The following is a 25,914-nucleotide window of genomic DNA, read 5'->3' on the forward strand; positions in this document are numbered from 1 at the left end:
CACCTGGATATTATATTCGGGCGCGCGCTGAAATTGCGGATTTTCCAGGCCGGGTAAGGCGTCAGCCGCCACCTGGCAAAATGCGCTCACCGTACTAAAAACAGTATTTTCATCAGCCTTATGCCCTTTCCTGCAGGTAATAAGAATATTGCATGAGTAAAAACGAAACGGACGTTGTAAGGTAATTCTGCGCATTAAATATATCTCGTTATCTATTCAACATAACAGCCAATAATTCGCCGGATATCCTGGTGAATTATGTCTCAATGTTATGCAGTCATTGATGGTTAAAGATAAATAATCGACCGACGGTGAGGTAGCAATGAACAAGTTTTCCGGGAAAGCGTCTTTAATGGCCACGCTGGTTGCCGCGTGGGTCGGTGCCAGCAGCGCGCAGGCGGCTGAAATTAAAATCGGCGTGGTATTGCCACTGAGCGGCGCGCTGAGCGGCTACGGTCAGCCGTCGCAAAAAGGACTGGATATTATCCAGAGCATTACGCCGACGTTAAAAAACGGCGACACCGTGAAGCTTATCGTGATTGACGATAAGAGCGACAAGGTCGAAGCCGCTAACGCCATGCAGCGCCTGGTCTCCAGCGATAAAGTCGACGCGGTGATCGGCGAAGTCACCTCCTCCAATACCCTGGCGATGACCAAAATCGCCGACGACAGCAAAACGCCGCTGGTCTCCTCAACCGCCACCAACGACCGCGTCACCCGCAACCATCCTTACGTCAGCCGGGTCTGCTTCTCCGACAGCTTCCAGGGCGTGGTCGGCGCTAACCTCGCCTCGCGCGATCTGAAGGCCAAAACCGCCGCCATCGTTTTCGACAGCAGCAACGACTACTCCGTCGGTCTGGCGAAGGCCTTCCGCACGCAGTTCCTGAAAAATGGCGGCACCATACCTATCGAAGTTCAGGCCCCCGGCGGCAGCAAAGACTTTAAGGCCCAGCTGGCCAGCGTGAAGGCGAAGAACGTCGACATGATTTATATGCCGATTTACTACACCGAAGGGGCGCTCATCGCCGTACAGGCTAAACAGCTGGGGCTGAGCAAACCGGTGGTCGGCGGCGACGGACTGGCGGCGGATCAGGTCTTTTTTGACGTCGGTAAAGACGCGGTCAACGGCTATATGACCACCGACTACTACTCACCTAACGCCAAAGAGCAAACGCCAGCGGGCGAGGTGTTTATTAAAGCCTGGGAAGCCAAATACCAGCAGCCGACCCACACCTGGGGCGCGATGGCGGCGGACGCCTATAACGTCATTATCAACGCCATGAACCAGTGCAGCGACCCGCACGACCGGGTTTGCGTTAACGAAAAAATTCGCGCCACTAAGGACTTCCAGGGCGTGACCGGTACGCTGACGTTACAAAACGGCGACGCTATCCGCAGCGCGGTCATCAACGAAGTGAAGGATGGCAAGCTGGCGTTTCGTACCGTGGTTAATCCTTAACCCCGTCATACTTCAAGTTGCATGTGCGCTGGCTGTGTTACTCGGCTCATCCATGAGCCTCGCCCCTACGGGGCCAGCGCAAGCACTGTTCAAAACGGTTAACCGTTTTGTCCTGCAACTCGAATTATTTAGGGAAAATAAGAGAGATATCAGATGGATGGTGCCATTTTTCTCCAGCAAGTGGTCAATGGAATGAGCCTTGGGGGCATGTACGCCCTGATTGCCATCGGTTATACGATGGTTTATGGGGTGCTGCGCCTGATCAACTTCGCCCATGCGGACGTGATGATGGTCGGGGCGTTTACCACCCTGTTTTTGTTTTCTTCCATTGGGCTACCCTTCGGGGTAGCCGTTTTCCTGACCCTCGCGCTGTGCGGCCTGTTCGGGATGCTGATCGACCGGGTGGCCTATCGCCCGCTGCGCCAGGCCTCCAAAATCTCAATGCTGATCACCGCCATCGGCGTCAGCTTTTTCCTCGAAAACCTGTTCAACGTGCTGTTTGGCGGCAGCTCGCGTTTCTTTTCCTCACCGGACTTTTTCAACAACACCCGCGCCTTTGGCGACGTGATTATCACCAACGTGGCGTGGATCGTGCCGCTGATCACCGTCCTGCTGCTGCTGGCGATCCTCTGGCTGCTGTACCGTACCCGCTACGGGATGGCGATACGCGCGGTGGCCTTCGACGTCAATACCGTGCGCCTGATGGGCATCGACGCCAACCGCATTATCTCGTTGGTGTTCGCCCTCGGCAGCAGCCTCGCGGCGCTGGGCGGGGTTTTCTACTCCATCAGCTACCCCACCATCGATCCGCTGATGGGGGTGCTGATTGGCCTGAAGGCGTTCGCCGCCGCGGTACTCGGCGGGATCGGCAGCGTCACCGGCGCGGTGCTCGGCGGCTTTATTCTCGGCTTTACCGAAGTGGTGGCGGTCGCCCTCTTTCCCGAGCTGGGCGGCTACAAAGACGCTTTTGCCTTTATGTTCTTGATTCTGGTCCTCTTGTTCCGCCCGGTTGGCATTATGGGCGATGAACGTCTGGAAAGGAGCCGTTTCTGATGCTCAACGCTACGACTACCGCCGGGGCGCAGCTGCGCAACCTGGTCATTATTGTTCTCTGCATCGCGCTGCTGGCCGGGATCAACGTCGTCTTCAACGACTACATTATTCGCGTCATCAGTACCATTTTTGTCTTTATGATCCTCGCGGTCAGCTACAACCTGATCAACGGCGTTACCGGGCAGCTGTCGCTGGAGCCCAACGGCTTTGTGGCGGTCGGCGCTTACGTCACCGCCCTGCTGATCCTCTCCAGCGATAGTAAGCTGGATATGTTTGAGATGGCCGCGCCCAGCCCGTGGATCCTCGTGCTGCACGCCGGTTTCCTGCCCGCCTTGCTGATCAGCGGCCTGTGCGCGGCAACGCTGGCGGTGTGCCTGGCCCTGCCGGTCTTCCGCGTGCGCGGCGACTACCTGGCGATTGTGACCCTCGGCTTCGGCTTTATCATTAAAATCCTCGCTATCAACAACCCGCAGATCACCAACGGCGCGATTGGCCTCAACGACATCCCGCAACAGCCGCATCTGCTGTTCTGGTGCGGGCTGTTCGCCCTGCTGGCGACCGGGATGATTCTGCAGCTGGTGTGGTCGAAGTACGGGCGAATGATGAAAGCGGTGCGCGACGACGAAGACGCAGCCATCGCCATGGGGGTGAACACGTTTCGCATTAAAACCTGCGCCTTCGCCACCAGCGCCTTCTTCGAAGGGATCGGCGGCGGCCTGCTGGCCTCGCTGTTGACCACCATTTCGCCGGGCCTGTTCGACTTTATGCTCACCTTTCAGCTGCTGATTATTATCGTGCTCGGCGGCCTGGGCAGCACCACCGGCGCGTTGCTCGGTACCGTGCTGGTGGTCGGCAGCGGCGAGTGGCTGCGCTTTCTCGACCAGCCGCTCCAGTTCTTCGGTCACGATCTCGGCGCGTATCCGGGCCTGCGGATGGTGGTTTTCTCGCTGCTGCTGCTGATCATCATGCTGTTCGCTCGCGAAGGTCTGCTGGGCAAAAAAGAGATTTGGCAAGTGGGAAAAAGAGGTCGCGGCTATGGCGCAAAATAAGGTCATTTTAGAGGTACAGGACGTGACCATGCAGTTCGGCGGCCTGCGGGCCATCGACAGCGTCAGTTTCCACGTCGACGAGGCGGAAATTTTTGGTCTGATTGGCCCGAACGGCGCGGGTAAGACCACCATGTTTAACGTGATTACCGCCAACTATAAACCGACCAGCGGCAGCGTGACCCTGGCGGGAAAATCGCTAAAAGGGCTGAAGCCGAACCGGGTGGTCAACGCCGGGATCGCCCGCACCTTTCAGAACATCCGCCTGTTTAACTCAATGACGGTATTAGAAAACGTGATGGTCGGCCTCGACAGCGCCAGCCGCTACTCGTTGCTGGAAGCAGCGCTGCATATTGGCCGCTATTTTCCCGCCGAGCGGGCGGCAAAGGCCAAAGCGATGGCGATTCTGGACGACATCGGTATCGCCCATTTCGCCGACGTGCAGGCCACCAACCTCAGCTACGGCAACCAACGTAAGGTGGAGATCGCCCGCGCGCTGGCGACGTCGCCAAAATTACTGCTGCTCGACGAACCCGCCGCCGGAATGAACCCGAAAGAAACGGAAGATCTGGCGGATCTGATCTTCCGTATGCGTGACGACTACCAGCTCAGCGTGCTGTTGATTGAGCACGACATGCCGTTCGTTAACAAGCTGTGCGAGCGGGTGATGGTGCTGGAGTACGGCAAACCGCTGTTTAGCGGCCTGATGTCCGAAGCCATTCAGGATCCGGACGTCATTTCCGCCTACCTGGGGGACGTTCGTTATGCTTAGCGCGCGCGAGTTAAAAGTATTTTACGGCGTGATTCAGGGGCTGAAAGGGGTGGATATTGATATTCACGACCGGGAGATCGTGACCTTAATCGGCAGCAACGGCGCGGGAAAAACCTCCACCCTCAACGGGATCGTCAACCTGGTGCGCTCTACCGGGCGGGTCAATTTTCTCAACGAGGATATTTCCCGCAGCCAGACGCACCAGATTGTGCGTAAGGGGTTGGCGCTGGTGCCCGAGGGGCGACGCATCTTCACCAATCTGACCATCGAAGAAAACCTGCGCATGGGGGCCTACAACAATCTCGCCGGCTTTCCCCGCCTGCGCGATCGCATGTACAGTCTGTTTCCCCGGCTGAAAGAACGGCGTACCCAGATGGCGGGGACCATGAGCGGCGGCGAGCAGCAGATGCTGGCCATCGCCAGAGCGTTGATGAGCGAGCCGGTACTGCTGATGCTCGATGAACCAAGCCTCGGGCTGGCGCCGAAAATTGTCGGTGAGCTGTTCGCGACGATTAAGCAGCTGCGGGAGGAGAATATTACCGTGCTGCTGGTGGAGCAAAACGCCACGGCGGCGTTGACCATCGCCGATCGCGCCTATGTGCTGGAAAATGGGAAGATTATGCTCTCTGGTCCGGCGGCGGAGGTGCTGGCGAATCCGGAGATTAAGCGGATGTATCTTGGAGGATAAAGCTGTTCAGGGCTGCGGCATCGCTTCCTGCGTCGCCGCAACCGCAAACAGCCTCGCGCTACACAAAGCACACCTCGTTCCAGTAGGCTTCACGCGTCCTGCGCCGCTCAGTATGTTTTATCATGGCGAAACCACCTTGTTTCTACGTTGCCAAGTTCAATTCCATAGAGACTGGCGACCGGTAATATTGCCTCCATAATGCGTTGGGTATCCTGCTGCCCGGCTTCTCCGCCAGATCCAGATAAAGAAGCCAGCCAGCCCGTTATGCGTTGCCACAGCGCCACTTTCATTTTTCTCCTCCGTCGGGAAGCATTTTTGCCTGGGTCTATTTCAACCACAGTTGACGACGGACGGGAAATATCAATTCCGGATTTGTAATTCTGTGGGATGCATATTGCGGCCTTTCCCGGATTGCGACGCAAACGTCTTATCCGGGCTACACGACCCCAGACGACTGAGGCCCCGTAGCCCAGCCAAGCGCAGCGCAGGCTGGGAAGGACCCGCAGCGTTTGCCGGAGCCTGATTTGTAATTCTGTGCGCAAGGGTTCCGTTCACTCTCAATCCGCAGAAAATGCCTCACCGTTACCCGTGAACGGGTAAACAATATCCACAATTTTGTTAAGTTCTTTTTCGTTATAGATAAGAACTTTTTCTTCTTTGCCGCCGACGGGCGATTTGTGGGAGCGTGATAAACACAAAACAAAACAGGGATTCAGGGGAATAACCATGCGCATTGCAAAAACAAAAATCGCGCTGGCGCTGGGCATGCTGGTGCTCGCCGCGCAGGCTCAGGCCGATCAATTAGCCGATATCAAAGCCGCCGGCGTGGTCAAAGTCGCCACCTTCGACGCTAACCCGCCGTTCGGCTCGGTAGACCCGAAAACGCATAAAATCGTCGGCTACGACGTGGACTTCGCCGAAGCGCTGGCGAAATCTCTCGGCGTTAAGCTGGAGCTGGTCGCCACCAACCCGGCCAACCGTATTCCGCTGCTGCAGTCCGGTAAGGCCGACCTGATCGTCGCCGATATCACCATCACCCCGGAGCGCGCCCAGGTGATTGATTTCTCAACGCCTTACTTCGTGACCGGCCAGCAGTTCCTCGTCCCGGCGAAGTCCCCGGATAAGCTTGATGATTACAGCAAAGCGCGCATCGGCGCGGTAAAAGGCACCACCGGCGAACAGGCGCTGCATCAGCGTTTCCCGCAATCGCGCGTACTCTCCTATGACGACATTCCGCTGGCGCTGACCGCCCTGCGCAACGGCAACGTGCAGGCCATTACTCAGGACAGCACCATCCTCGCTGGACTGCTGGCGGAAGCGCCGGACAAGGCCAACTTCAAAATCATCCCCGATCTGCTGAGCAAAGAAGAGATTGGCGTCGGCGTGAAGAAAGGCGAACCGGCCCTGCTGAAAGCGGTAAATGACGAGCTGGTTAAGCTGGAAAAATCCGGTGAAGCGGCAAAAATTTACGACGTCTGGTTTGGCCCGAGCACCAAAACCCCGCAGCCGCGCGCCTTTACTATCGAAGCTAAATAAGCAGAAAAAAGATTATGTTATCGGCTCTATTTTCACGCTCCGCGGCATCGTCCGCGGATTTTTCGCATCTGCAGCGCGCCAGCATTGAGTTCCGCGATGTCGCCAAAAGCTACGGCGATCATCGGGTGCTGAACGGCGTAAATTTACAGGTTGAACCCGGCGAAGTGGTGGCGATCCTCGGTCCTTCGGGCTCGGGTAAATCAACCCTGATCCGCCTGATCAACCAGCTGGAGTCCCTCAGCGGCGGCGAGATTTTGATCGACGGCAAACCGACGCGCCAGCTTACCGGCAGCGCCCTGCGCCAACTGCGCAGCCGGGTCGGCTTCGTCTTTCAGCAGTTTAATCTCTACGCCCACCTGACGGCGCAGGAGAATATCACCCTCGCGCTGGAACGCGTCCACGGCTGGGGCAAAAGCGCCGCCCGCGAGCGCTCGCTGGCGCTGCTCAGCCAGGTCGGCCTCGCGGATAAAGCCGGGCAGATGCCGGCCCAGCTCTCCGGCGGCCAGCAGCAGCGGGTGGCAATCGCCCGCGCCCTCGCCTCCTCGCCGCAGATTATTCTATTTGATGAACCTACGTCGGCGCTGGACCCGGAGATGATCGGCGAAGTGCTGCAGGTGATGAAAACCCTGGCCCACAGCGGGATCACCATGGTGGTAGTGACCCACGAAATGCAGTTCGCCCGCGAAATTGCCGATCGGGTGGTGTTTATCGACGGCGGCGATATTCTCGAAGTCGCGCCGCCGGCCGAGTTTTTCGCCCGACCGCAGCACGCCCGCACCCGCCGTTTCCTGCAGAAGGTGCTCGACCCGCTGCACCAGGAGAGTGAGGCGTGATCCCGCATCTTGACTGGCATGGCGTGCTGAGCGGACAGCCGCTGCAATGGATAATCTCCGGCTTTCTCACCACCGTCTGGGTCAGCGTCGCCGGGATGATTCTGGCGACCGTGCTGGCTATCCTGCTGCTGGCGCTGCGTCTCGGGGGCGGCCGGCCCGGACGCTGGCTGGTGGCGGCCTGGGTATCGCTGTTCCGCAATACGCCGCTGCTGGTGCAACTGCTGTTCTGGTATTTTGCCGCCTGGAATCTGCTGCCGCTGGGGGCGCGCGATTTTATTAACGACGACCACAGCTGGTCGATTCTGCCGGGCAACGTCTGGTGGCTAACGCCGGAGTTTCTCTGCTCCATGTGGGGGCTTGGGGTCTTTACTTCGGCGTTTCTGATCGAAGAGATCGCTTCCGGGCTGCGCGCCGTTAGCCACGGTCAGCGGGAAGCGGCGCTGTCGCAGGGGTTTACCCCCTGGCAGGAGTTGCGCCACATTCTGCTGCCGCAGGGGCTGGCAAACGCCTGGCAGCCGATTATCGGCCAGTATTTGAATCTGATGAAGCTCTCTTCGCTGGCGAGCGGCATCGGCTTTGCCGAACTCACCTATCAGGTGCGGCAAATTGAGAGTTACAACGCGCATGCGCTGGAGGCCTTTGCCATCGGCACCGCGCTGTATCTGGCGCTTGGCGTGGTGATGGGCGTGGCGCTGACGCGTCTCGGCCCGGGAAAAAATCAGCAAAGGAGAGCCGGGTATGAACGCTAATCTGGCGGTGATTGTCGATAACCTCGACTATCTGCTGTGGGGACGACTGGCGGACGGTATTCCCGGCGGCGTGGTGTTAACGCTGCTGATGGCTATCGGCGCCGCCGCGCTGGCGCTGCCCGGCGGGGTGCTGTTGGCGGGTATCGCCTGGCGCTACGGCGGCATCGTGCGGCGATTATTATTTCTGTGGGCGGAGATTATTCGCGGCATCCCGCTGATTTTCGTGATTTTCTGGCTGTGGTATCTGCTACCCATGCTCACCGGCAGCGATCTACCGGGCGCTGTCACCGTCACGGTGGCGCTGGCGTGGTTTACCGCCGCGTCGGTGATGCACTCGGTGCTGGCGGGCCTGCAATCGCTGCCCCGCGGGCAGTACGAAGCGGCGCTGACCCAGGGTTTTGCCCCCGGACAGACGCTGCGCCTGATTCTGCTGCCGCAGGCTCTGCGCAACGTTCAGCCGTCGCTGGTTGGGATATTTATCGGCCTGCTCAAAGACACCTCGCTGGCGTTTATCGTCAACGTGCCTGAACTGACCACCGTCGCCGGACAGGTGAATAACCGGGTGCAGATTTACCCACTGGCGATTTTTGTCTTTACCGGCGCGGTTTATTATTTGCTGTGCTGCGGCCTGAGCCTGCTGGCGAATCGCCGGTATGCCGGGCGCGCGGCTTAGCGACGAAGTGCGAAAAAAGCTGCCCGGTTACTTCACCGGGCAGTCTTTGGTCATTTTAATAAATTTATCGTTATAGATGATGTAGTGGTTCCCCGGTTGGCGCAGCGTGGCCTGGCGGACAACGTCCCCCGGCCGTAAATACCATGCGTCTCCTTCCTCTTCCGTCGTATCACAGCCGGGCTTAATCAGCAGCTTAAACCAGGTATTCCCGGTATTGCTGACGGTACCCGCCGCACGATCGTAGGCCCATTTAAACTGTACCTGGCGCGGGCGTACTACCAGGATTGTGTCCACTACCACCACTGGATCCATACTCACTTCCGTCCCGCTTTGATTACGCATCACGTAATTGCGGGTGGGTATTTCACGAAAGGAGACCCGGTAATAGCGCTCACGGTTATCTTTCGGGCCGTGGTAGTAAAACTTAAAATATTCGCTCTCCCCCGCCTGAAGGGTCAGCTGGCGCGGGGCAAACAGCAGCTCGCCGTCCGCCGGACGGGAGCGCACCTCTTTGCCGCCGGGACGGTCAATAGCGACAATAGAGACCCGATACAAGCGGGCGCTTTTATTGTTATTAATGACCCGTTTAGACGCGAAATTATCTTCCGCCGCCAGCGAGAAAGTTAAATTACCGACCGAGATGGCCTGTGCCGCGGTCGCCAATCCGAGCGACAGCAGACAGATAAGCATCCGCAGCAAATTAGTTAATGTTACGCCACGTCGCCTGAACATGAATTTCTCCTGAAGCACTCACTTCACCAAACCAGCCGTTATCTTCCACCGTGCGCAACGATATCGGGTTATCCATCGGAATGGAAAACTTCACCGTCGTTTTGTCCATCTGTCCCACGTCGCCGGAAATATCCGTCCACGGCGTGGTTAACCACAGGGCATCGGTCATATCGCGCCAGGTATCATCACATCCGGCGTCATACGTTTTGATAGCCCCTGTCTGGGTGGTAAACGCCAGCGTCGCCGGGAACGGCACTCTCGACGTACCGTCCGGTGAAGTGAAAATACAGTATGAACGTCCGCCGATCGCCTGCGTTGGCCCGGTCACTTTAATGAGCACTTCATCGGCGGCGGTTTTGCCGCTGGTGGTGACAATATAGCCAAAGTCCAGCGACGGCTCGCCGGTGCCCACGTAGCCCTCGCGCGTCGGCGTTGCGATATACTCATCGGAAATAATGCTGATGCTGAAGTCGCGCGGTTTAATAATCAGCGTGTTGGACGTGGAAAACTCATACCAGCCTGACTCCGGCGAGGTGGTGTTATAGAAACGGAAATTAAACAGGTCTTTGGTATTCACATCGCTAATGCCCAGCGTGACCATCTGCTTAAAGAAGTTACTGGAGAAAAATACATAAACCGAGTCAGATGATTTCATCTCATTAAACGTGTAGTACTGAGAGATGCCGCTCACCGGTTTCCATGAATTCCCATTCAGGCTGAACTGCATATCGTAGCTTCCGACCGCGGAGGCCAGCGCCGAGTTGCTGATCGCCGGAAAAATATGAATTGAGGTATTACTCAGGCCATTATGCTGCAAATTGTAGTTCACCATTTTGCAGCTCAGACCGGAACGGGGGCCAATCGTCTGCGTACGGCAGTCGGCGTTGCCTTCGCCCAGCGTCGGAACCCCGTCGCTGTTGATAAACACTTCTGCCAGCGCATGGGTGTTAATCAGCTTCAGGTTTGCCGCTTTGGTATGGGTGACTTTACGTACATACCAGCTACCTGAAGCCTGATCTTTGCAACGCGCGCCGCTGGTAGCGTCATAGTTAACAGAAGTTTGACAGGAGTTAATGGTCATTGAGAAGCTGCTGCCCACCGACATCTGCTGCAGATACTGGTAGAAAGCATCGGACATCATGCCATGCATCCACTTTTGCCCGCCGCTGGTTACCGTCGCGCCATAGAAACCGCTGGCGTCGGTAGTTTGCGGCTGAATCAGGCTGGTGGCCATATCGCAGCCCGCATACCAGTTGATACAGCGCAGCCCCTGTAACGGATGAGATGTGGGGGAGTTATCAAACCACATATCAAACTTCCAGTTGGCAATCAGACCGGTATTATAGCCGTTATCGATGTATCCCAGACTCTGCTGATAAATAGTGCCCGAGCCGTTATATTTCAGCCCCGTCCAGCGGTTGGCCCCGGTCATTCGCGGGTCCAGCGCCCCACCGGGGGTGACGAAGAAGTTATCATCCGAGTTGTTTTCGACAAACACAAACTGCATGGCCGCCGCATCCGGCCAGGTGGTTTTGGTGACCGCTGCGTTGACCCGCGTCACGCTCAGCGCTGCCGTGAACATCACTAAACATGCCAGCCATTTAGCTTTCATTACCTTCTCCTGTCTGCTGCGTGCGGGCATAAGTGGAGAGGCCGCTACAGACCACATCGCCCACCCACACCGCGCCGCGCGCCTGGCTCAGCTCCAGCGCCACTTCGCAGCTCTGGTTTTTACCGTAACTGAAATCGATGGTGGGATATTTTTTATCCACGTCCATCACAAACTCACCGTTCTCATCGGTGCGGGTACGACCGATATGGTTATTAATGCGCGCGTTGGCCAGCAGCGTGCCGTCTTCCGCGCGGATACGCCCGGAGACCGTCACCATCTGCTTCACTTCCGGCTCAATCACCGCCACGTTGCCCGGATAAAGGGTCAGCTGGCTCTTACGCCCGGTCACGATGTCGTAGCTGTCGAGCGAGTTTTTACTGTTCTGCAGCTCCACTTCATAGCGGCTGTACGGCGACAGCGGCAGGTAATTACGGTTGCCGGAGAGCTGAACAATACGGCCGTTCACCTTAGCGCTCAGCTTGCCGTCATCCTCAAGGCCGGTTTTGAAAATCACCCCGGCGTTGCCGTCGGTGCGGCCGCTGGCGGCGATATTTTTCCCCTGCCAGCCCACGCTGCCGTTGGCGGTCAGGTTGGTGTTCACATAGCCATCCACGCCGCTGTTCACATTCAGCGTGCCGGTGGAGTAGCGGGTATCAAATTGAGCATACGCGCCGCCGCTGAGGGTTTTATCATCACCTGTGTCGCCGGAAATCGCCCGCGAAACGTTGGCGCCGATGGTACGGATGGTGCCTTCATCAAACTGTTTACGCGCCGACAGGTTGGCCATGGTGTAGCCATTCTGGTGCGTCATCCCGGCGCTGAACCAGTTGCCGAGCGGCAACGAGAAATCGAGCGCAATATATTTCCCGGTGCTGGCGCTGCTGTCGCCGTTATTAAAGCGCTGTAGGCCCGCGCGCAGGCCCAGCGATCCCCATGAGCCGGTGTAAAGCGTCTGGTAGTAATCCGCCGTGTAGTAGTGGCTGTCATAGCGGCGGTCGTCGTTATAGCTGATGCTGAAGGTACCCAGCTTTGACCAGAGTGAATTGAGGTTCAGCGTGCCGCCGATAGCCCGGTTGTCGGCATTACTGCGCCGTATCCGTTCGCCAATCTGCGTTTTTTCCTGGTTGACCCACACCGAACTAAAGCCGCCGGGCAGCGTGGCGCTGATACTGCCGATGCTGCTCCAGGAGCTGTCGCTGGCCAGCATATTCTGCAGGTTCACGTTAATGGACTCGGTGATCGGCAGGGTCAGGCGCGTCTCGGCGACGGCGTTGTTATCGTAACCGTAGCCGGTCGCCGCCCAGCTTAAGGTGCTGAGCGACCCGGAGGCCGATGCGCCCGCCAGCCAGCTGTCTTTTGCCGGCAGCGTCTTTTTACCGCTTTCGGACCAGCGGTCCATATGGAAGCTACCGCCCCAGAACTGCCAGGCCAGCGGCGCGCCGGCGCCGCGTCCGCGGCTGAACAATTTATTGACCCGCTGGGTACGCTTGCTGACCACCCGGCCGTTCACAATCACTTCAACATCGACATCATAAATCCCATAAGGCAGGCCGCGGGTGTCCACTTCGTGGTTACCCATGGCAAAGTTCTGCACGCTCATCAGGCGCCCGTCGCGGGTCAGATGGACCTCCCCGGCGGCGGGTAAAAAGGCGACCACCGGCGTGGCCGACTGGCTGTTATCAAATACCGTCGAACTGGCCTGGTTGCCCCAGGAAGCGCCGTAAATTTTCCCTGCCGAAACGGCGGTCATTGGGCCAAGGGACTGTAGATTCCAGGTATCCAGCATCCCGCCCGCAAAACGGTGACCGGCAAAGTCGCGCTCATACATCGCTTTATAGACTTCGCTGTCCTGATTGCCGGAGCCAATACCGTACAGCGAGCCGTCGAGCACCACGTGGTGCTCGCGCAGCGCGGTGACGTTGTTCAACGACAGATAGCTGGAGGTATTATTGCCGCCGTTACGCATCTGGTTGTTATAGACCCCGAGGTTATAGTTCATCGTGCTGCTGAGGGTATTGACGCTGGACTGACCGATATCTTCGCTGCGCGAGCGGAGTACCGTACCCAGCGCCTCTTTTTTCACCACCAGCTGCAGCAGCAGCTGGCGCAGGCTGAGCTGTAGCTGCGCATCATCTGTGAGGCTAATGTTGAGTTCTTTGCTGAAAGCTTCATTGGCCAGCGCGGTGAGCTGTTTGCGGGTCTGATCGCTGACGGTGGCGTTATTATCGTTTTCTTCCAGCTGAATTTGCCGTACGCGCAACACGCCGTTATCCAGCCAGATAAAGGCATTGCCGATCCGCTGATCGTCCTGGGTGCCGGTGCCGCCTTCAAGGTGAATAAACAGAGGAATGCTCATTCCGTCCTGCAGCGCCTGGCTGAAGGCCTGGGGGATAATCACGCCGCCGATTTGCTGTACTTTGTCGGAGGCGGCAGTGACGCTAAATGGAACCAGCAAAATGACCATGCCGGAGGCAAAGAGTGTTTTTAATCCTGGAGCGATCCCTGGTTGAGCCATGATGTTGATCCGTCATAAGAAATGTCTATTTCACGGGAACAAACTGCTCGCCCTGCCAGAGCGCAACCCGTCCTTTTTTGTCCGCAACGTTCACGCGCGTGAAGCGACGCTCTTTACCCGGCATCAGGAAGTAATTTTCCTTGCACTCTTTACCGTCAGCCGGCTTCAGACACGGGCCGTAGGCAAGAATGCGCAACGTCGCATTACCGGTATTGACCAGCGTGCCGTTGGCGTACTGATAGCGAAAGTTTGCTTTCCTTGGCGCCACCACCAGGATAGTGCCGATGCGTGCCGAGGCCGTGGCGACCGCGCTGCGGGTCGAGCCATTGCGCTGGGCATCGCTGAGCGCCTGATCGAACCAGACGATGCGGTAATAGCGCTCTTTATCATCCGCCGGGCCTTTGTAGAAAAAGCGGATCACGTCGCTGGCCTTCGCGGGCAGCAGCAGACTAGCCGGGGTCAGTAAAATCTCGTCCTGCTTATCCATCGGGATCACCTTACCGCCATCCAGCGGCGAAGAGAGGCGTTCCATATGGATGTTGATTAAGCGACCGCTGTCGGTCGTGTTCTTGATCTCTTTACTCAGCGTGCTGCTTTCGCTGTTCATAAATGAAGAGATATCGCCCACATCCAGCGCCAGGGCTGGCGTCATTGTGCTGAGCAACAGGCTGATGGCCAGAATGTGTTTTTTCATATGAATTCAGTCCGTGAAATAAGGCAGGGGGACGTTCCCCCTGCCTTGTGCTACGAGAGGATCAGCTGGTCCAGGTCGCGTCGAACTGTACGCTGACGTCACCGCTCCAGATACCTTCCGGCAGGGCGCTGTAGTCAGTGACAGCCGTAGAACCATTGGTGGTGCCGCTGATGATGGAGAACGTGAAACCGTCCTGCGCGGTGGTGCGGCCAGCGGTGTTATAGCCGTTAGACAGCGCGCTGAGGTTGCCGCCCAGGGTGCCCGCAGCGGTGTCGATCATGGTGGTGTCAGCCGTTTTTTCGACCGCAACGCCGTTGTAGTCAACGCCCACGCTCAGGGTTGAACCAGAGGTATCCAACTGAGTCAGAGTGTTCGTGATCAGACGAGAAGTCAGTTTGAATGAGGTCGCGGTGGTGTCACCTTCGATAGCCACATCAAACAGGCCTTTCTGTGAGTTAAAGCCTTTAATCCCTTCGGCATACTGGAAAGCCAGGCTGCCCAGCGGAGTCACCACCAGCTTGCTGGTAGTGTCTTTTTTGGCGGTTGCGGACCAGGTAGCGACTGCCTGAGCAGTAACGTCAGCTGCCTGAGCGACACCCATACCGGCAAACGCGGTTACCAGAGCAATTGCAAGAACCTTTTTTTTCATAGCTTTTTCATCCTGAGTTTATTAAGGGACCTGATGTCCCACGTCTGTGTGCATTTCCCGCCATAATTCAGGCCGCATAATATTTATTGCGGCACAAATTATTTTGGGGTTACGACCTGGTGCACAATTTTAAAAATTACGTCCATTACTAATTACAGCGCGAGCTTATATATCTTTGAATACAGTTTTGCCTCGGCATTTCGCCGATGGGTATAAACCGTTTTCACACTACAATTTTCAATTTTGGCGATAGATTTTGGATGCATTCCCTGCGCCGTCATACGAATTATCTGCATTTCCCTGTTGGTAATTTTGTCTTTCTTTATATCTTTGCGTAGAAAACGACCATTAATAACGTATGCCAGCTCCTGACGAATATCTTTCGCTAAGTCGACATAAACTACGCCACGAATAGAGCCATTGTAGTACCAATAATTGGCCAACGCTTCCGAGCGCCTTGCGGCAATTAATACGATCTGTTTTCCTTTCATTTCAGCCAGCCACTCATTATCGCGGCGGATAAAATAGTTCAGCGAACTGGCGCTAAGATTAATAAATACAAATTCCCGGCGTACCTTTTCAAGTGACAGGTAAATTAAGTTATCGATATCAATAATTAGCTCAGCGAGTCCTTTAAGAAAATAACTGTCATGCGCTGGCCAGATGCACTGATCCAAAGAATATTTATAATCCATATAAAGTTAAACCCCATAGTCCTGGAAATCTTGAACGTATCACAACACTGCTGATAGCCCAGGCCTGCAAAGTCTAAGTCAGCAAATTCCCTCTTTAATATATCTAACCTAAAACTCAAAATAGTATTGCTTGAGACAAAGAACGCTAAATGACTTGCTTGTTTCTTGTGTTATCAAATTTAGGATTTTTCTCCATGTGTGTCAATAAGTGCTCAGAGTGCTAATTACCGAACAGGTCAATTTAAGCCAAAACAATAAAAATAAGAATATTGAGTTAAACATAAAAAGCATTTATTTTCATATGGTTATTAGCATTGCGTACGGGGATTCTTAAGTGAATATTATATGTTCCAGGATCTTAGCCATTACTGGTTAAGACTATTCTTAACGAGGGTTTCATTCGGAAATGCAAAAAAGTCGAACAAATTCAAAAAATAAGAACATAATGCCAATAATCAACACAAGATCAGTGGTTAATTCCATTAACTAGCGTAAATAATGAAATTACACTCCGCACAAAAGGCCTGGTCGCCGACTAAAAATTTATCGAGGCCAATCGTAATCAAGCACGAAAAGATTAACTATTCGGTTAAACCGACTCAGCAAGAAGCCTGGCACGAACATCCTGAATGATGCCTTTGCGCCCGAGGCGGTAAATTTCCCCTGCAAATATCGCATACACCGCATTATATTTATCAGAGGAAATACGTATCATTATTAATCTCATTGCCAAAGCGTATTAAAGGTAGCAGACCCTGACCGGATTCCCGCTTGTGGATACAAAAGTGTGACCGCTGTCGGGCTTTTTCGCCACCCGCTACCTCAAATCTTGCGTCCGTTCACTATTTGTTCGTCTTACTGTCATCCGACAGTCATATAAAACACCATTAATAGTGCCCAGTTGACTGACGAACCTGGACGCATTTATGAACAGTTCTCTGGCTGCGGTTGCAGAAACCGATTTTCAACCGTTTACGCCCCCCTATACCGACCGGCAGCGCAAGGTCCTGAGCGTACGTAACCTGAGCAAATCCTGGAACGCGCAGCAAACCGTTCTGGATAGCATCAGTTTCGATCTTCATGCGGGCGAACTGGTTGGCGTGATTGGCCGTTCCGGCGCCGGTAAATCGACGCTTCTGCACCTGCTGAACGGCACCCATAGCGCCAGCGGCGGCGAGATCCTGAGCTTCCCGGAAGTGGGGACGCCGCAGGACGTATCAAAGCTGTCAGGCCGCGCGTTAAACGCCTGGCGCAGCCAGTGCGGCATGATCTTTCAGGATTTCTGCCTGGTCCCGCGCCTCGACGTTTTGACCAACGTGCTGCTGGGGCGCCTGAGCCAGACCTCAACCCTGAAATCCTTATTCAAAGTCTTCCCCGACGCCGACCGCGCCCGCGCGATCTCTCTGCTGGAGTGGATGAATATGCTGCCGCAAGCGCTACAGCGGGCGGAAAACCTCTCCGGCGGCCAGATGCAGCGCGTGGCCATTTGCCGGGCATTAATGCAAAACCCCGGTATTTTACTGGCCGATGAACCAGTCGCGTCTCTTGACCCGAAAAATACGCAGCGAATTATGAATGTCCTGCGCGAAATTAGCGAACAGGGCATCAGCGTGATGGTAAACCTGCATTCGGTGGAGCTGGTGCGTGAATATTGCACGCGGGTTATCGGCGTGGCCAAGGGCAAGATTATTTTTGACGACCATCCCGCGCAGCTGAATCAGGAAATTCTGCACCAGCTGTACGGCGATGAAATTAGCCAATTGCATTAAATTTCACTCACACGGGCAAAATAATGAAAAAGTACATCACTGGCGCAGTTCGTTTATCCGCAGCGGTTGCAGGCATTATGATGGCGTGGCAGGCAGGCGCTGCTGAACAGCCGAAGGAATTAAATCTGGGCATCCTTGGCGGCCAAAACGCAACGCAGCAAATTGGTGATAACCAGTGCGTTAAACAGTTCCTCGATAAAGAACTGAACGTCGATACGAAGTTGCGTAACTCTTCCGACTACTCCGGTGTAATTCAGGGATTGCTGGGCGGAAAAGTTGACGTCGTATTAAGCATGTCGCCGTCATCATACGCTTCGGTTTATATTAACAATCCTAAGGCCGTCGATATTGTCGGGATTGCCGTAGATGATAAAGACCAGTCCCGCGGCTATCACTCGGTGGTGATTGTCAAAGCCGACAGTCCGTATAAAAAGTTAGAAGATCTGAAGGGCAAAGCCTTTGGCTTCGCCGACCCGGACTCCACTTCCGGCTTTTTAATTCCGAACCACGCTTTTAAACAGCAGTTCGGCGGCACCTCGGATAACAAATACAATAACTTCTTCTCCAGCGTGACCTTCTCCGGCGGCCACGAGCAGGATATTCTGGGGGTGCTGAACGGCCAGTTTGCCGGCGCGGTGACCTGGACCTCCATGGTCGGCGACTATAACAGCGGCTACAGCGTCGGCGCCTTTAACCGCCTGATTCGCATGGATCACCCGGATTTGATGAAGCAAATTCGCATTATCTGGCAATCGCCGCTGATCCCGAACGGTCCGATCCTCGTCAGCAATGCCCTGCCGGCGGACTTTAAGGCCAAAGTCGTTACCGCGATTAAAAAGCTCGATACTGACGATCACGCCTGCTTTATCAAGGCGATGGGCGGTACTCAGCACATCGGCCCGGGAAGCGTGGCTGATTTTCAGCAGATCATCGATATGAAACGCGAACTGGTTAGCGCGCGTTAATCCCGCCCCTGACGCCGTCGCCCGCTGGCTATCGCGGGCAACGGCGACTCGTTGAAGACACCACGACGCATGAATAACACCCATACCGAATTCGAACGCTATTACCAGCAGGTCCGCTCGCGGCAAAAGCGCGATACCTTGAGCGGATCCCTGCTGCTGTTGGCGCTCTATTTTGCCGCCGGCAGCATGGCCGAGTTTAATCTCTTTACTATCTGGCACTCGCTGCCCAACTTTTTCGATTACATGTTTGAGACGCTGCCGACGCTGCGCGTCGCCGACCTGTTTGCCGATTCGCATACCAAAGGTTCGCTGGCTTACTGGGGCTATCGTCTGCCGATACAGCTGCCGCTGATCTGGGAGACGCTGCAGCTGGCGCTGGCGTCCACGCTGGTGGCGGTGGCGATAGCCACCCTGCTGGGGTTCGTTGCCGCCAGCAACGCCTGGTCCCCTGCCCCGCTGCGGGTTGCCGTCCGCGTGCTGGTGGCTTTTCTGCGCACCATGCCGGAGCTGGCGTGGGCGGTCATTTTCGTGATGGCTTTTGGTATCGGGGCGATACCGGGCTTTCTGGCATTGATGCTGCACACTATCGGCAGCCTGACCAAGCTGTTCTATGAAGCGGTGGAGAGCGCCCAGGATAAACCGGTGCGCGGTCTGGCCGCCTGCGGCGCGTCGCATCTGCAGCGTATTCGCTTCGCCCTGTGGCCGCAGGTGAAACCCATTTTTCTCTCCTACGGCTTTATGCGGCTCGAAATTAACTTCCGCTCTTCGACGATCCTCGGGCTGGTAGGCGCGGGCGGCATCGGCCAGGAGCTGATGACCAACATCAAACTGGATCGTTACGATCAGGTCAGCATCACGCTGCTGCTGATTATTATCGTGGTATCGCTGCTGGATATGCTGTCCGGCCGCCTGCGGCAGTGGGTTCTGGAGGGGAAAAAATGAGTCAGTGGCAAAAACAACCGGATATCGCCGCCAGCCGCCGCCAGCATCGGCATTTATATCAGGCCCAGGGGCGCTATCTGCGCTATGTCGGCCTGCTGGCGCTGGCCAGCGTGCTCTATTATGTCTGGTTCTTTATGCAGTTCGGCATCAGCGGCGGGCAGCTCGCCGCCGGGCTGCAGCAGATGGGTCGCTACCTACTGCGGATGTTCGTCTGGCACGACTTTTTCAACTGGCCGTTTCGCTATTACTTCACGCAAATCGCCATTACCCTGGCGATTGTTTTCGCCGGGACGCTTACCGCGACGGTTATCGCCCTACTGCTCTCTTTTCTCGCGGCGCGCAACATTATGCGCGGCGTTGTTCCGGGGATCATCGCCCTGCTGATGCGCCGGTTGTTCGACGTGCTGCGCGGCATCGATATGGCTATCTGGGGGCTGATTTTCGTCCGCGCCGTAGGGCTCGGGCCGCTGGCCGGGGTGCTGGCGATTATCATGCAGGATACCGGGCTGCTGGGCCGTCTGTATGCCGAGGGGCATGAGGCGGTTGACCGTTCGCCGGGACGCGGCCTGACGGCGGTGGGGGCGAACGGTTTGCAGAAGCATCGCTTCAGCATTTTTACCCAGTCTTTTCCGACATTTCTGGCGCTCAGCCTGTATCAGATTGAATCGAATACCCGTTCCGCGGCCGTACTCGGTTTTGTCGGCGCGGGGGGCATCGGCCTGATTTATGCGGAAAATATGCGCTTGTGGAACTGGGACGTGGTGATGTTTATTACCCTGCTGCTGGTGGCGGTGGTGATGGCGATGGATACGCTGTCCGCCTGGCTGCGCCGCCGCTATATCGGCGGCAGCGCGGTGCCGCTGTTTAAAGCTGATTAGTTTTTTCCCGGAAACGGTACTGCGCACTTGTCCGGGCTACCCAACCGGCACGAAAAAGTAGCCCGGGTAAGGCGTTTACGCCGCCGCCCGGGGGAAAATCACAGCCGCCACGTCAGCACCGGCCACCGGTGCTGCGCGTTCGCCGCCGCCAGCTGCGGGCACGGATTGACCAGCCGTACGCGATCGGCATGCAGGCACAGCGGCAGGTCGTTGATTGAATCGGTGTAGAAGGTTATCTCGCCCGAATAGTCGGGATGGGCCGCCAGCCACTGCTGAAGGCGCACGACTTTCCCCTGCTGATAGCTCGGCGTACCGGCAATCACGCCGCTATAGCCACCGTCGGACATTACGACGTCAATTCCCAGCGCCTGCTCGATGCCCAGCTCCGCCGCAACCGCCTGTACCAGCAGGCTGACCGACGCCGAGATCACCAGCATCTGCTCGCCCTTCGCCTGTAAAGTCCGAATCAAATCCCATGCCTGCGGATACACGCGCGGCATAACCTCTTCGCGTACGCAGCGCGCCAGCAGCGCGTCTACGTCCTGCTTTGGTACGCCAATCAGCGGTGCCTGAATCAGGGCGACATAATCGGCGATATTCATTTCGCCGCGGTCGTAGTCCTCCATCAGTCGCGCTTCCCGCGCCAGGTAATCAAGATCGTTTACCCAGCCCTCGCGCACCATAAAGCGGCTCCACAGCGTACTGCTGTCTCCCTTAATTAACGTATTATCCAGATCGAAAATGGTCAGCGTTTTACCCATCGTTTATTTTCCCTTATCGGCCACGGCGTCTCGCGAGAGCATGCGCAAGAAAAATGACAGCAGAATGACCCGGGAGAAATACCCGGGTCATTGGCTATGCGGCGCTAACTTTCGGCGCGCGAAACACCAGCATAATTCCGCCAAGGATCGCCGCCATACCGACAACCGCCGCCCAGGGGAGTCGGTTCCCCAGCATTAGATAGTCCAGCAGCGCGGTAATCACCGGCACCAGATAAAACAGACTGGTGACGTTAACGATATTCCCGGCGCTCAGCAAACGATAGAGCAGCAGCTGAGCCACGACCGAAATCAGCAGGCCAAGGAACAGCACCGGGATGATAAAGCCTGCGCTAAAGTGAACATAAAAACCGCTCACCGGCGCCATAAATAAGCACAAAAGCAGGCTAACCAGATACTGTAGCGGCAGAACGTCAACCGGCGCCTGGCGGCTACGCTTTTGCAAAATGGCGCCAAAGGTCATCAGCAGCAGCGCGGCAAGGGCAAAAATAATGCCGCTGACCGCCATCTGCGAAGCCGCCAGGCTCCGCCATACCAGCAGAACCAGCCCCGCCAGCGCCAGCAGCAGGCCCAGCAGCCGAATGCCCTGCAGCCGCCGCTCAACGACGCAGAGGGTGAGAATCGGCTGAATGCCCATGATGGTGGCAATCAGCCCCGGCGTCACGCCGTGGGCCATCGCTTCAAAGTAGCAGACGGAATAGCCGCCAATCAGCATCAGTCCACTGATGATGACCTGCAATCGCGTCCCGCGCGCCGGTAGCCAGCGTTTGCGCAAAATAGCGAGCGGCAGCAGCGCCAGCAGGGCTATCAGAAAACGGAAAACCAGCAGCGCCATCGGCGATGCGTTGTCCAGCCCCCAGCGGGTAAAAATCGCGGCGCTGCCCCACAGCAGGACAAAGGTTGCCGTTGTCGCCTGCGAGGCGAGCAAAGCGTATCGAGAATGCATAAATGTGTTCCAGATCCTGAATGTGTTGCGGTCGGTACGCGTTATCAACGAGTACCATAAAGTTCGGAGGTCAGACCCCGGTTACCACGGATTCAGGAGGCGGAGGGCAGGCGCAGGAATACAGGCGACGACGCGATGATACCATCCGGCCCGCCGATAAATCAGCGCAGGAGAGGAAATGTCCAGAGATGGCGCTATGCGTCACGGGGGTCACCTGTTAGTTAACGTGCATAAACATTAGCATGGTTAACGAAAAATTTACAAGACAGCGCGTGACTCGGGGAATGCGCCGGGATTCACGCATCAGTGCGGGTTTTCCCGGGTCGCGCTACGCTTACCCGGGCTACGCCTCCACGGCATTGTGCTGAGCGGTCGCCCGGGCAGATACGCGGCGAGGTAGCTTCCCTCCTCATCCCCACAAGCTCATGACCAGCAGCACCGCTATCAGCAATAGCGGATAAATTCGCACATGCCAGCGATCCGGTAAACGCGCCAGCCAGCGGGAGGCGATTTTTAATCCCAGCCAGCTTCCCGCCACCAGCTGCGCCGCCGCCGACAGCCAGATATTGCCGACAAACCCAGCCGGCAGCGCCACCGGCGACAGCCACGCCATCAACAGCCAGGTGAGCGTCGCCGTTGCCGCCAGCGGCAGGGTCAGGACGTTGGCCATCGCCGCGGCTTCAGACATCAGCACGCCGCGACGGCGCATTAAAGGAACCGTCATCACGCTTCCTCCGACGCCGAGAAAAGAGGCGATCAGGCCAATGACGCCCCCTACCGTCAGCTCATGGGGCGCCGTCGGCACCACCCGGCTGGACGGCGGAGTCATAAATCCGGCGCGAAAGTAGCAATCGATAATGGTCGCCAGCAGGTAGATAACGAACAGCCAGCGGATCCACTCCCCGTTCACCTGAAGCGCCAGCATCGCGCCCGCCGTTCCGCCCACGGCAATGCCGGTAAGCATCGCCCATAAGCGGCGCCAGCGGAGGATACCGGTACGCGCGTGCCGCCAGGTCGCCAGCAGCGCGGAACAGAGCATAACCAGCGCCGAGGTGGCGACGGCGATCTGCATCGCCTGTTGCCCGACGGCGCTTTGCGCTCCCCACCCGTTGGTCGCCAGTAAATAGAGCAGCGGGACAGTAACGAAACCGCCGCCGAAGCCAAAGAGCCAGGTCGTGATGCCGGAAAGTATGCCGCACAGAAAAAGCCAGTCGCTCATTGGAACGCCTCCACAAAAGGAGGTAACGATATAGAATAAGGCGATGACCGGCTTACGCTTTAAAGCCAATCTATTACGAATTTCAGCCAGGGCTACACTTATGCGCAACGTTGCGATTGATGACGTCGACCATCTTCCTCGCCCGGTACTGGCGCTGGGCAGCGACTATCCGCCCAACACCCTTCTGGAGAGGCATAGCCACCGCCGGGCGCAGTTTCTGTACGCCATGAACGGATTAATGAAGGTCGAAACGGACGACGGCCAGTGGCTGGTACCGCCGTTCAGCGGGGTCTGGATCCCGGCGACGAAACCGCATCGCGTCTGGATGCCCGGCGTCAGCACCCACAGCCTGTATATTGACGCGCGGTACGCCCCGCGGGAAAACGAGCGCTGCGAAGTCTTACAGGTTTCTCCGCTGGCCCATCAGCTGCTGCTGGCCGCCTGTCGGCTACCGCTGCTGTATGAAGAGAGCGGGCGCGATGCCGCTCTGATTACGCTGCTGCTCCATGAACTGCGCGCCGCCGCGCCGCTGCCGATGTTTACGCCGCTTCCGCAGAACAGCCGCCTCGCGGCGTTATGCGGCGATTTTCAGCGCCAGCCGAGTATCCGCAGTACGCCGCAGCAGTGGGCGCAAAAGCTGAGTAAGAGCGTACGCACGTTTAATCGTCTGTTTCGTCGCGAGACCGGGATGGCGTTTTGCGACTGGCGCCAGCAGGCCTGCCTGATGTACGCCATGACGGCGCTGCGTGAGGGACGTTCGATTACCGAAGTTGCGCTAAGTCTGGGCTATGAGTATCCGGCTGCCTTTACCGCGATGTTCCGCAAAGCGATGGGCTATTCGCCGCTGGCGTTTATCCGTCAGATAAACGGCGGACCGGCACACGCCAGTCCGCCGTAGTCGCGGATTACCCGGCTGCGCGATTCAGCCAGTCAAACAGCGTGTCCACCGAGAGCTGCGCAGGCGCACGCGATGCCGGCTGTCCCGGTTTAATCAGCAGCAGCGTCGGCAGACCGCGCACGCCGAGGTCGCTCGCCAGCGCCTGATGCCGATCGGCATCCAGATAACGCGTATCCAGTTGAGCAATTCGCGAGCTGAGTTTCTCATGCGCCAGCAGCTGCCAGAGCTTGCGGCAGTGCACGCAGCGTTCCGCGCCAACGAACAGCAGCACCGGCCGTTCACTCTCCAGCTCGCTCGCCGCGCTTATCGGCGTGAACGCGCTTTCCGCGACGCGGAACAGCTTCGGACTGCGGCGCAGGGTATCGTTATCAGTTGCCACGCACAGCGCATCGGCACTTTTACTGTACGGCTTCACGCCTGCCACCCGCACCACGCTCTGCGCCGGACCGGCCCCCGCCGCCCCAGGCTGGCGCAGGGTACGCACATCCACCGCCGCAATCGGCGTCTCCTGCGGCTGCGCCAGCTGCGGGATCCAGCCATAGGGAATGCGGTAGGCGCGATAGACCATATTGTTGTTCAGGGTCTTGCCCCAGAACGGCGAAATATATTCCCAGACAATTTCGTGGTCGCGGGTCACTTCGAAAATGCGCCCGTTCGATCCTTCGTTAATCAGGGTATTGCCGTTTTCCAGGCGCTGCATATTGCTGATATAGGGGCTGTAAAAGCGGTACGAATCGGTCGGCTGCGGCAGATCTGCTTCATAGGGCGAGTAGCGCCATTCGATATCGAGGGTCAGCGGATTGATCTCCAGGATCCGGGAGTAATCGCGCCAGGCGTTTTTCACGCCGTCCGCCGATGCCGGATTCGGCGCGCCGTATCCGGCCCAGCCGCCGTTATCGAAAATCAGGATATTACCCGCGCCCGGTAGCCCCTGCGGGATCATATGCGCATGGTGCTGGCCGATGATCCAGCCGATGTGCTTCAGCTCCGGCTTGCTGTAGTCCGGGCCCAGCTGCCAGACGATCTTGCCGCTCTGTTTGTCGATAATGGCGATAATGTTGGATTCGCGGGCGTCCCAGATAATATTGTCGGGGTGAAAACGCGCATCGCCGGCGTCATACCACTTATTCGGCCCCAGCGCCGACATCGAATTGATATGCATCCAGTCGCCCATACCGCCGCCGCTGGCGCGCATATTCGGGTTGTTGTACAGCGCGGTACGCGCCGCGTCGTCGAAACCCAGCTCGTGGAAATGGTCGCTGCAGCGCCACTCCCACACCACGTTGCCCTGCCAGTCAACTTCAATAATGGTGTCGTCCAGCAGCAGCTTGTCGGAAATCGCTTCATTAACCAGATTGGTGTGGGCGAGGATCAGGGTATTGCCGCCATCCACCTGCGGCTCCAGCCCCGGCGCGTAGTAGCCCACCGGGTTACCCGCGCGCTGATAGTCGTGATGCGCGCGCGCCATCCAGCGCGTTTCATTACCCGGATCGCTCACCTGCTCGTAGCGATCGAATTTCCAGGTGACGTTGCCTTCCCAGTCCACCTGGATCAGGTCGAGCATATCTTGCATACCGTAGCGCGGGTCGCGCTCGCCGCTGTGGCCGAGGATCGCGCCGCCGGGCAGGATTTTATTGGGAAACCCGTGCAGTTCAGGCCATTCGCGCACCACGCGGCCGTTCATATCCACCAGCACCGCGCCGTGTTCGGTGGCCTGGAAAAGGGTGTAGCCGCTCCAGGCGCGCGACGGATCGTAGAGGGTGGCGCCGGTCGGGTAGACGGAAGGATATCCCATATATTGCTCCTTAAATA

General features: G+C 57.1%; 26 protein-coding genes. 14 read left to right on the forward strand and 12 right to left on the reverse strand.

The window, feature by feature from the left end; translation table 11 throughout:
- Positions 1-216 precede the first annotated feature (216 nt).
- Positions 217-360 (reverse strand): hypothetical protein, encoded by a 144-nt coding sequence (locus tag EGY08_RS30765; RefSeq protein ID WP_162626045.1) that lies wholly within the window; start codon positions 358-360, stop codon positions 217-219.
- On the opposite strand from EGY08_RS30765, the gene EGY08_RS09125 reads away from it, so the two are divergent.
- From EGY08_RS09125 to EGY08_RS09150, 5 genes are all read left to right on the forward strand, one after another.
- Entirely contained in the window at positions 353-1,459 is a 1,107-nt protein-coding gene (locus tag EGY08_RS09125; RefSeq protein ID WP_024359092.1) for an ABC transporter substrate-binding protein, read from the forward strand. The two genes, EGY08_RS30765 and EGY08_RS09125, sit on opposite strands and share 8 nt — an antisense overlap.
- Positions 1,460-1,612: 153 nt before the next feature.
- Entirely contained in the window at positions 1,613-2,512 is a 900-nt protein-coding gene (locus EGY08_RS09135) for a branched-chain amino acid ABC transporter permease (RefSeq protein WP_112165869.1), read from the forward strand.
- Positions 2,512-3,561, forward strand: coding sequence for a branched-chain amino acid ABC transporter permease (locus EGY08_RS09140; RefSeq protein WP_123828422.1), 1,050 nt, complete (start codon positions 2,512-2,514; stop codon positions 3,559-3,561). Before EGY08_RS09135 ends, EGY08_RS09140 begins: the two co-directional genes overlap by 1 nt.
- Positions 3,548-4,330, forward strand: coding sequence for an ABC transporter ATP-binding protein (locus EGY08_RS09145; RefSeq protein WP_004129487.1), 783 nt, complete (start codon positions 3,548-3,550; stop codon positions 4,328-4,330). The genes EGY08_RS09140 and EGY08_RS09145 overlap by 14 nt, the downstream gene beginning before the upstream one ends.
- Entirely contained in the window at positions 4,323-5,018 is a 696-nt protein-coding gene (locus EGY08_RS09150) for an ABC transporter ATP-binding protein (RefSeq protein ID WP_004129484.1), read from the forward strand. Before EGY08_RS09145 ends, EGY08_RS09150 begins: the two co-directional genes overlap by 8 nt.
- A 107-nt stretch (positions 5,019-5,125) precedes the next feature.
- Here the strand turns inward: EGY08_RS09150 and EGY08_RS09155 are convergent, their stop codons facing one another.
- On the reverse strand, positions 5,126-5,308 hold the full coding sequence (locus tag EGY08_RS09155; RefSeq protein WP_004129481.1) for a hypothetical protein: 183 nt from the start codon (positions 5,306-5,308) through the stop codon (positions 5,126-5,128).
- 436 nt (positions 5,309-5,744) lie between these two features.
- On the opposite strand from EGY08_RS09155, the gene EGY08_RS09160 reads away from it, so the two are divergent.
- Genes EGY08_RS09160 through EGY08_RS09175 form a run of 4 tightly spaced genes read left to right on the forward strand, consistent with a single transcriptional unit; the run spans position 5,745 to position 8,809 of the window.
- On the forward strand, positions 5,745-6,554 hold the full coding sequence (locus EGY08_RS09160; RefSeq protein WP_004099328.1) for an ABC transporter substrate-binding protein: 810 nt from the start codon (positions 5,745-5,747) through the stop codon (positions 6,552-6,554).
- Positions 6,555-6,568: 14 nt separating this feature from the next.
- Positions 6,569-7,387: an amino acid ABC transporter ATP-binding protein gene (locus EGY08_RS09165; protein ID WP_004133749.1), complete on the forward strand. Its 819-nt coding sequence runs from the start codon at positions 6,569-6,571 to the stop codon at positions 7,385-7,387.
- Positions 7,384-8,136 carry an amino acid ABC transporter permease gene (locus EGY08_RS09170; protein WP_004129476.1) on the forward strand — a complete coding sequence of 251 codons (753 nt, stop codon included), beginning with the start codon at positions 7,384-7,386 and terminating at the stop codon, positions 8,134-8,136. Before EGY08_RS09165 ends, EGY08_RS09170 begins: the two co-directional genes overlap by 4 nt.
- Positions 8,126-8,809 carry an amino acid ABC transporter permease gene (locus EGY08_RS09175; RefSeq protein ID WP_004129475.1) on the forward strand — a complete coding sequence of 228 codons (684 nt, stop codon included), beginning with the start codon at positions 8,126-8,128 and terminating at the stop codon, positions 8,807-8,809. The genes EGY08_RS09170 and EGY08_RS09175 overlap by 11 nt, the downstream gene beginning before the upstream one ends.
- Before the next feature lie 27 nt (positions 8,810-8,836).
- Here EGY08_RS09175 and EGY08_RS09180 read toward each other — a convergent pair whose 3' ends face one another.
- The 6 genes from EGY08_RS09180 to ecpR form a co-directional block, all read right to left on the reverse strand.
- Positions 8,837-9,541: a fimbria/pilus periplasmic chaperone gene (locus tag EGY08_RS09180; protein ID WP_004129473.1), complete on the reverse strand. Its 705-nt coding sequence runs from the start codon at positions 9,539-9,541 to the stop codon at positions 8,837-8,839.
- Positions 9,510-11,123, reverse strand: a complete 1,614-nt coding sequence (gene ecpD, locus EGY08_RS09185) for a fimbrial adhesin EcpD (RefSeq protein WP_224326426.1) — start codon at positions 11,121-11,123, stop codon at positions 9,510-9,512. The genes EGY08_RS09180 and ecpD overlap by 32 nt, the downstream gene beginning before the upstream one ends.
- Positions 11,124-11,142: 19 nt before the next feature.
- The gene (locus EGY08_RS09190) at positions 11,143-13,668 is read right to left on the reverse strand and encodes a fimbrial biogenesis outer membrane usher protein (RefSeq protein WP_123828423.1); all 2,526 of its coding nucleotides are present in this window, start codon (positions 13,666-13,668) and stop codon (positions 11,143-11,145) included.
- A 25-nt stretch (positions 13,669-13,693) separates the two neighbouring features.
- Entirely contained in the window at positions 13,694-14,362 is a 669-nt protein-coding gene (locus tag EGY08_RS09195) for a hypothetical protein (protein ID WP_004133761.1), read from the reverse strand.
- 61 nt (positions 14,363-14,423) lie between these two features.
- Positions 14,424-15,011, reverse strand: a complete 588-nt coding sequence (ecpA, locus tag EGY08_RS09200; protein WP_004129459.1) for a common pilus major fimbrillin subunit EcpA — start codon at positions 15,009-15,011, stop codon at positions 14,424-14,426.
- Between the two features lie 152 nt (positions 15,012-15,163).
- Entirely contained in the window at positions 15,164-15,706 is a 543-nt protein-coding gene (gene ecpR / locus EGY08_RS09205; RefSeq protein WP_004129457.1) for an ECP biosynthesis operon DNA-binding transcriptional regulator EcpR, read from the reverse strand.
- 926 nt (positions 15,707-16,632) lie between these two features.
- Here ecpR and phnC point away from each other — a divergent pair.
- The 4 genes from phnC to phnE (EGY08_RS09225) all read left to right on the forward strand — a co-directional run bounded on the left by phnC (position 16,633) and on the right by phnE (EGY08_RS09225) (position 20,260).
- A complete protein-coding gene (gene phnC / locus EGY08_RS09210) occupies positions 16,633-17,475 on the forward strand; it encodes a phosphonate ABC transporter ATP-binding protein (protein ID WP_004129455.1) in 843 nt (280 codons plus the stop codon).
- A 23-nt stretch (positions 17,476-17,498) separates the two neighbouring features.
- Positions 17,499-18,440 (forward strand): phosphonate ABC transporter substrate-binding protein, encoded by a 942-nt coding sequence (gene phnD, locus EGY08_RS09215; RefSeq protein WP_029669800.1) that lies wholly within the window; start codon positions 17,499-17,501, stop codon positions 18,438-18,440.
- 69 nt (positions 18,441-18,509) lie between these two features.
- On the forward strand, positions 18,510-19,382 hold the full coding sequence (gene phnE / locus EGY08_RS09220) for a phosphonate ABC transporter, permease protein PhnE (RefSeq protein WP_004132516.1): 873 nt from the start codon (positions 18,510-18,512) through the stop codon (positions 19,380-19,382).
- Complete coding sequence (phnE, locus tag EGY08_RS09225; RefSeq protein ID WP_087828299.1) at positions 19,379-20,260, forward strand: phosphonate ABC transporter, permease protein PhnE; 882 nt, start codon at positions 19,379-19,381, stop codon at positions 20,258-20,260. Before phnE (EGY08_RS09220) ends, phnE (EGY08_RS09225) begins: the two co-directional genes overlap by 4 nt.
- Before the next feature lie 98 nt (positions 20,261-20,358).
- On the opposite strand, the gene EGY08_RS09230 is transcribed toward phnE (EGY08_RS09225), so the two are convergent.
- From EGY08_RS09230 to EGY08_RS09240, 3 genes are all read right to left on the reverse strand, one after another.
- Positions 20,359-21,021, reverse strand: coding sequence for an HAD family hydrolase (locus EGY08_RS09230; protein WP_087828298.1), 663 nt, complete (start codon positions 21,019-21,021; stop codon positions 20,359-20,361).
- 94 nt (positions 21,022-21,115) lie between these two features.
- Entirely contained in the window at positions 21,116-21,985 is an 870-nt protein-coding gene (locus tag EGY08_RS09235) for a DMT family transporter (RefSeq protein ID WP_123828424.1), read from the reverse strand.
- A gap of 409 nt (positions 21,986-22,394) precedes the next feature.
- The gene (locus EGY08_RS09240) at positions 22,395-23,204 is read right to left on the reverse strand and encodes a sulfite exporter TauE/SafE family protein (RefSeq protein WP_004129438.1); all 810 of its coding nucleotides are present in this window, start codon (positions 23,202-23,204) and stop codon (positions 22,395-22,397) included.
- A 100-nt stretch (positions 23,205-23,304) separates the two neighbouring features.
- On the opposite strand from EGY08_RS09240, the gene EGY08_RS09245 reads away from it, so the two are divergent.
- Positions 23,305-24,102 (forward strand): AraC family transcriptional regulator, encoded by a 798-nt coding sequence (locus EGY08_RS09245; RefSeq protein ID WP_123828425.1) that lies wholly within the window; start codon positions 23,305-23,307, stop codon positions 24,100-24,102.
- Positions 24,103-24,109: 7 nt separating this feature from the next.
- On the opposite strand, the gene EGY08_RS09250 is transcribed toward EGY08_RS09245, so the two are convergent.
- Positions 24,110-25,897 (reverse strand): aryl-sulfate sulfotransferase, encoded by a 1,788-nt coding sequence (locus tag EGY08_RS09250; RefSeq protein WP_123828426.1) that lies wholly within the window; start codon positions 25,895-25,897, stop codon positions 24,110-24,112.
- Between the last annotated feature and the right edge of the window lie 17 nt (positions 25,898-25,914).

It is taken from the genome of Klebsiella sp. FDAARGOS_511, from assembly GCF_003812845.1.
GTDB lineage: Bacteria > Pseudomonadota > Gammaproteobacteria > Enterobacterales > Enterobacteriaceae > Klebsiella > Klebsiella grimontii.

Bases quoted from the DNA above. Each gene is read 5' to 3' on its own strand.
- EGY08_RS09125 (WP_024359092.1), top strand. From the start codon at position 353: ATGGCCACGCTGGTTGCCGCGTGGGTCGGTGCCAGCAGCGCGCAGGCG.
- EGY08_RS09135 (WP_112165869.1), top strand. From the start codon at position 1,613: ATGGATGGTGCCATTTTTCTCCAGCAAGTGGTCAATGGAATGAGCCTT.
- EGY08_RS09140 (WP_123828422.1), top strand. From the start codon at position 2,512: ATGCTCAACGCTACGACTACCGCCGGGGCGCAGCTGCGCAACCTGGTC.
- EGY08_RS09145 (WP_004129487.1), top strand. From the start codon at position 3,548: ATGGCGCAAAATAAGGTCATTTTAGAGGTACAGGACGTGACCATGCAG.
- EGY08_RS09150 (WP_004129484.1), top strand. From the start codon at position 4,323: ATGCTTAGCGCGCGCGAGTTAAAAGTATTTTACGGCGTGATTCAGGGG.
- EGY08_RS09155 (WP_004129481.1), bottom strand. From the start codon at position 5,308: ATGAAAGTGGCGCTGTGGCAACGCATAACGGGCTGGCTGGCTTCTTTA.
- EGY08_RS09160 (WP_004099328.1), top strand. From the start codon at position 5,745: ATGCGCATTGCAAAAACAAAAATCGCGCTGGCGCTGGGCATGCTGGTG.
- EGY08_RS09165 (WP_004133749.1), top strand. From the start codon at position 6,569: ATGTTATCGGCTCTATTTTCACGCTCCGCGGCATCGTCCGCGGATTTT.
- EGY08_RS09175 (WP_004129475.1), top strand. From the start codon at position 8,126: ATGAACGCTAATCTGGCGGTGATTGTCGATAACCTCGACTATCTGCTG.
- EGY08_RS09180 (WP_004129473.1), bottom strand. From the start codon at position 9,541: ATGTTCAGGCGACGTGGCGTAACATTAACTAATTTGCTGCGGATGCTT.
- ecpD (WP_224326426.1), bottom strand. From the start codon at position 11,123: ATGTTCACGGCAGCGCTGAGCGTGACGCGGGTCAACGCAGCGGTCACC.
- EGY08_RS09190 (WP_123828423.1), bottom strand. From the start codon at position 13,668: ATGGCTCAACCAGGGATCGCTCCAGGATTAAAAACACTCTTTGCCTCC.
- EGY08_RS09195 (WP_004133761.1), bottom strand. From the start codon at position 14,362: ATGAAAAAACACATTCTGGCCATCAGCCTGTTGCTCAGCACAATGACG.
- ecpA (WP_004129459.1), bottom strand. From the start codon at position 15,011: ATGAAAAAAAAGGTTCTTGCAATTGCTCTGGTAACCGCGTTTGCCGGT.
- ecpR (WP_004129457.1), bottom strand. From the start codon at position 15,706: ATGGATTATAAATATTCTTTGGATCAGTGCATCTGGCCAGCGCATGAC.
- phnC (WP_004129455.1), top strand. From the start codon at position 16,633: ATGAACAGTTCTCTGGCTGCGGTTGCAGAAACCGATTTTCAACCGTTT.
- phnD (WP_029669800.1), top strand. From the start codon at position 17,499: ATGAAAAAGTACATCACTGGCGCAGTTCGTTTATCCGCAGCGGTTGCA.
- phnE (WP_004132516.1), top strand. From the start codon at position 18,510: ATGAATAACACCCATACCGAATTCGAACGCTATTACCAGCAGGTCCGC.
- phnE (WP_087828299.1), top strand. From the start codon at position 19,379: ATGAGTCAGTGGCAAAAACAACCGGATATCGCCGCCAGCCGCCGCCAG.
- EGY08_RS09230 (WP_087828298.1), bottom strand. From the start codon at position 21,021: ATGGGTAAAACGCTGACCATTTTCGATCTGGATAATACGTTAATTAAG.
- EGY08_RS09235 (WP_123828424.1), bottom strand. From the start codon at position 21,985: ATGCATTCTCGATACGCTTTGCTCGCCTCGCAGGCGACAACGGCAACC.
- EGY08_RS09240 (WP_004129438.1), bottom strand. From the start codon at position 23,204: ATGAGCGACTGGCTTTTTCTGTGCGGCATACTTTCCGGCATCACGACC.
- EGY08_RS09245 (WP_123828425.1), top strand. From the start codon at position 23,305: ATGCGCAACGTTGCGATTGATGACGTCGACCATCTTCCTCGCCCGGTA.
- EGY08_RS09250 (WP_123828426.1), bottom strand. From the start codon at position 25,897: ATGGGATATCCTTCCGTCTACCCGACCGGCGCCACCCTCTACGATCCG.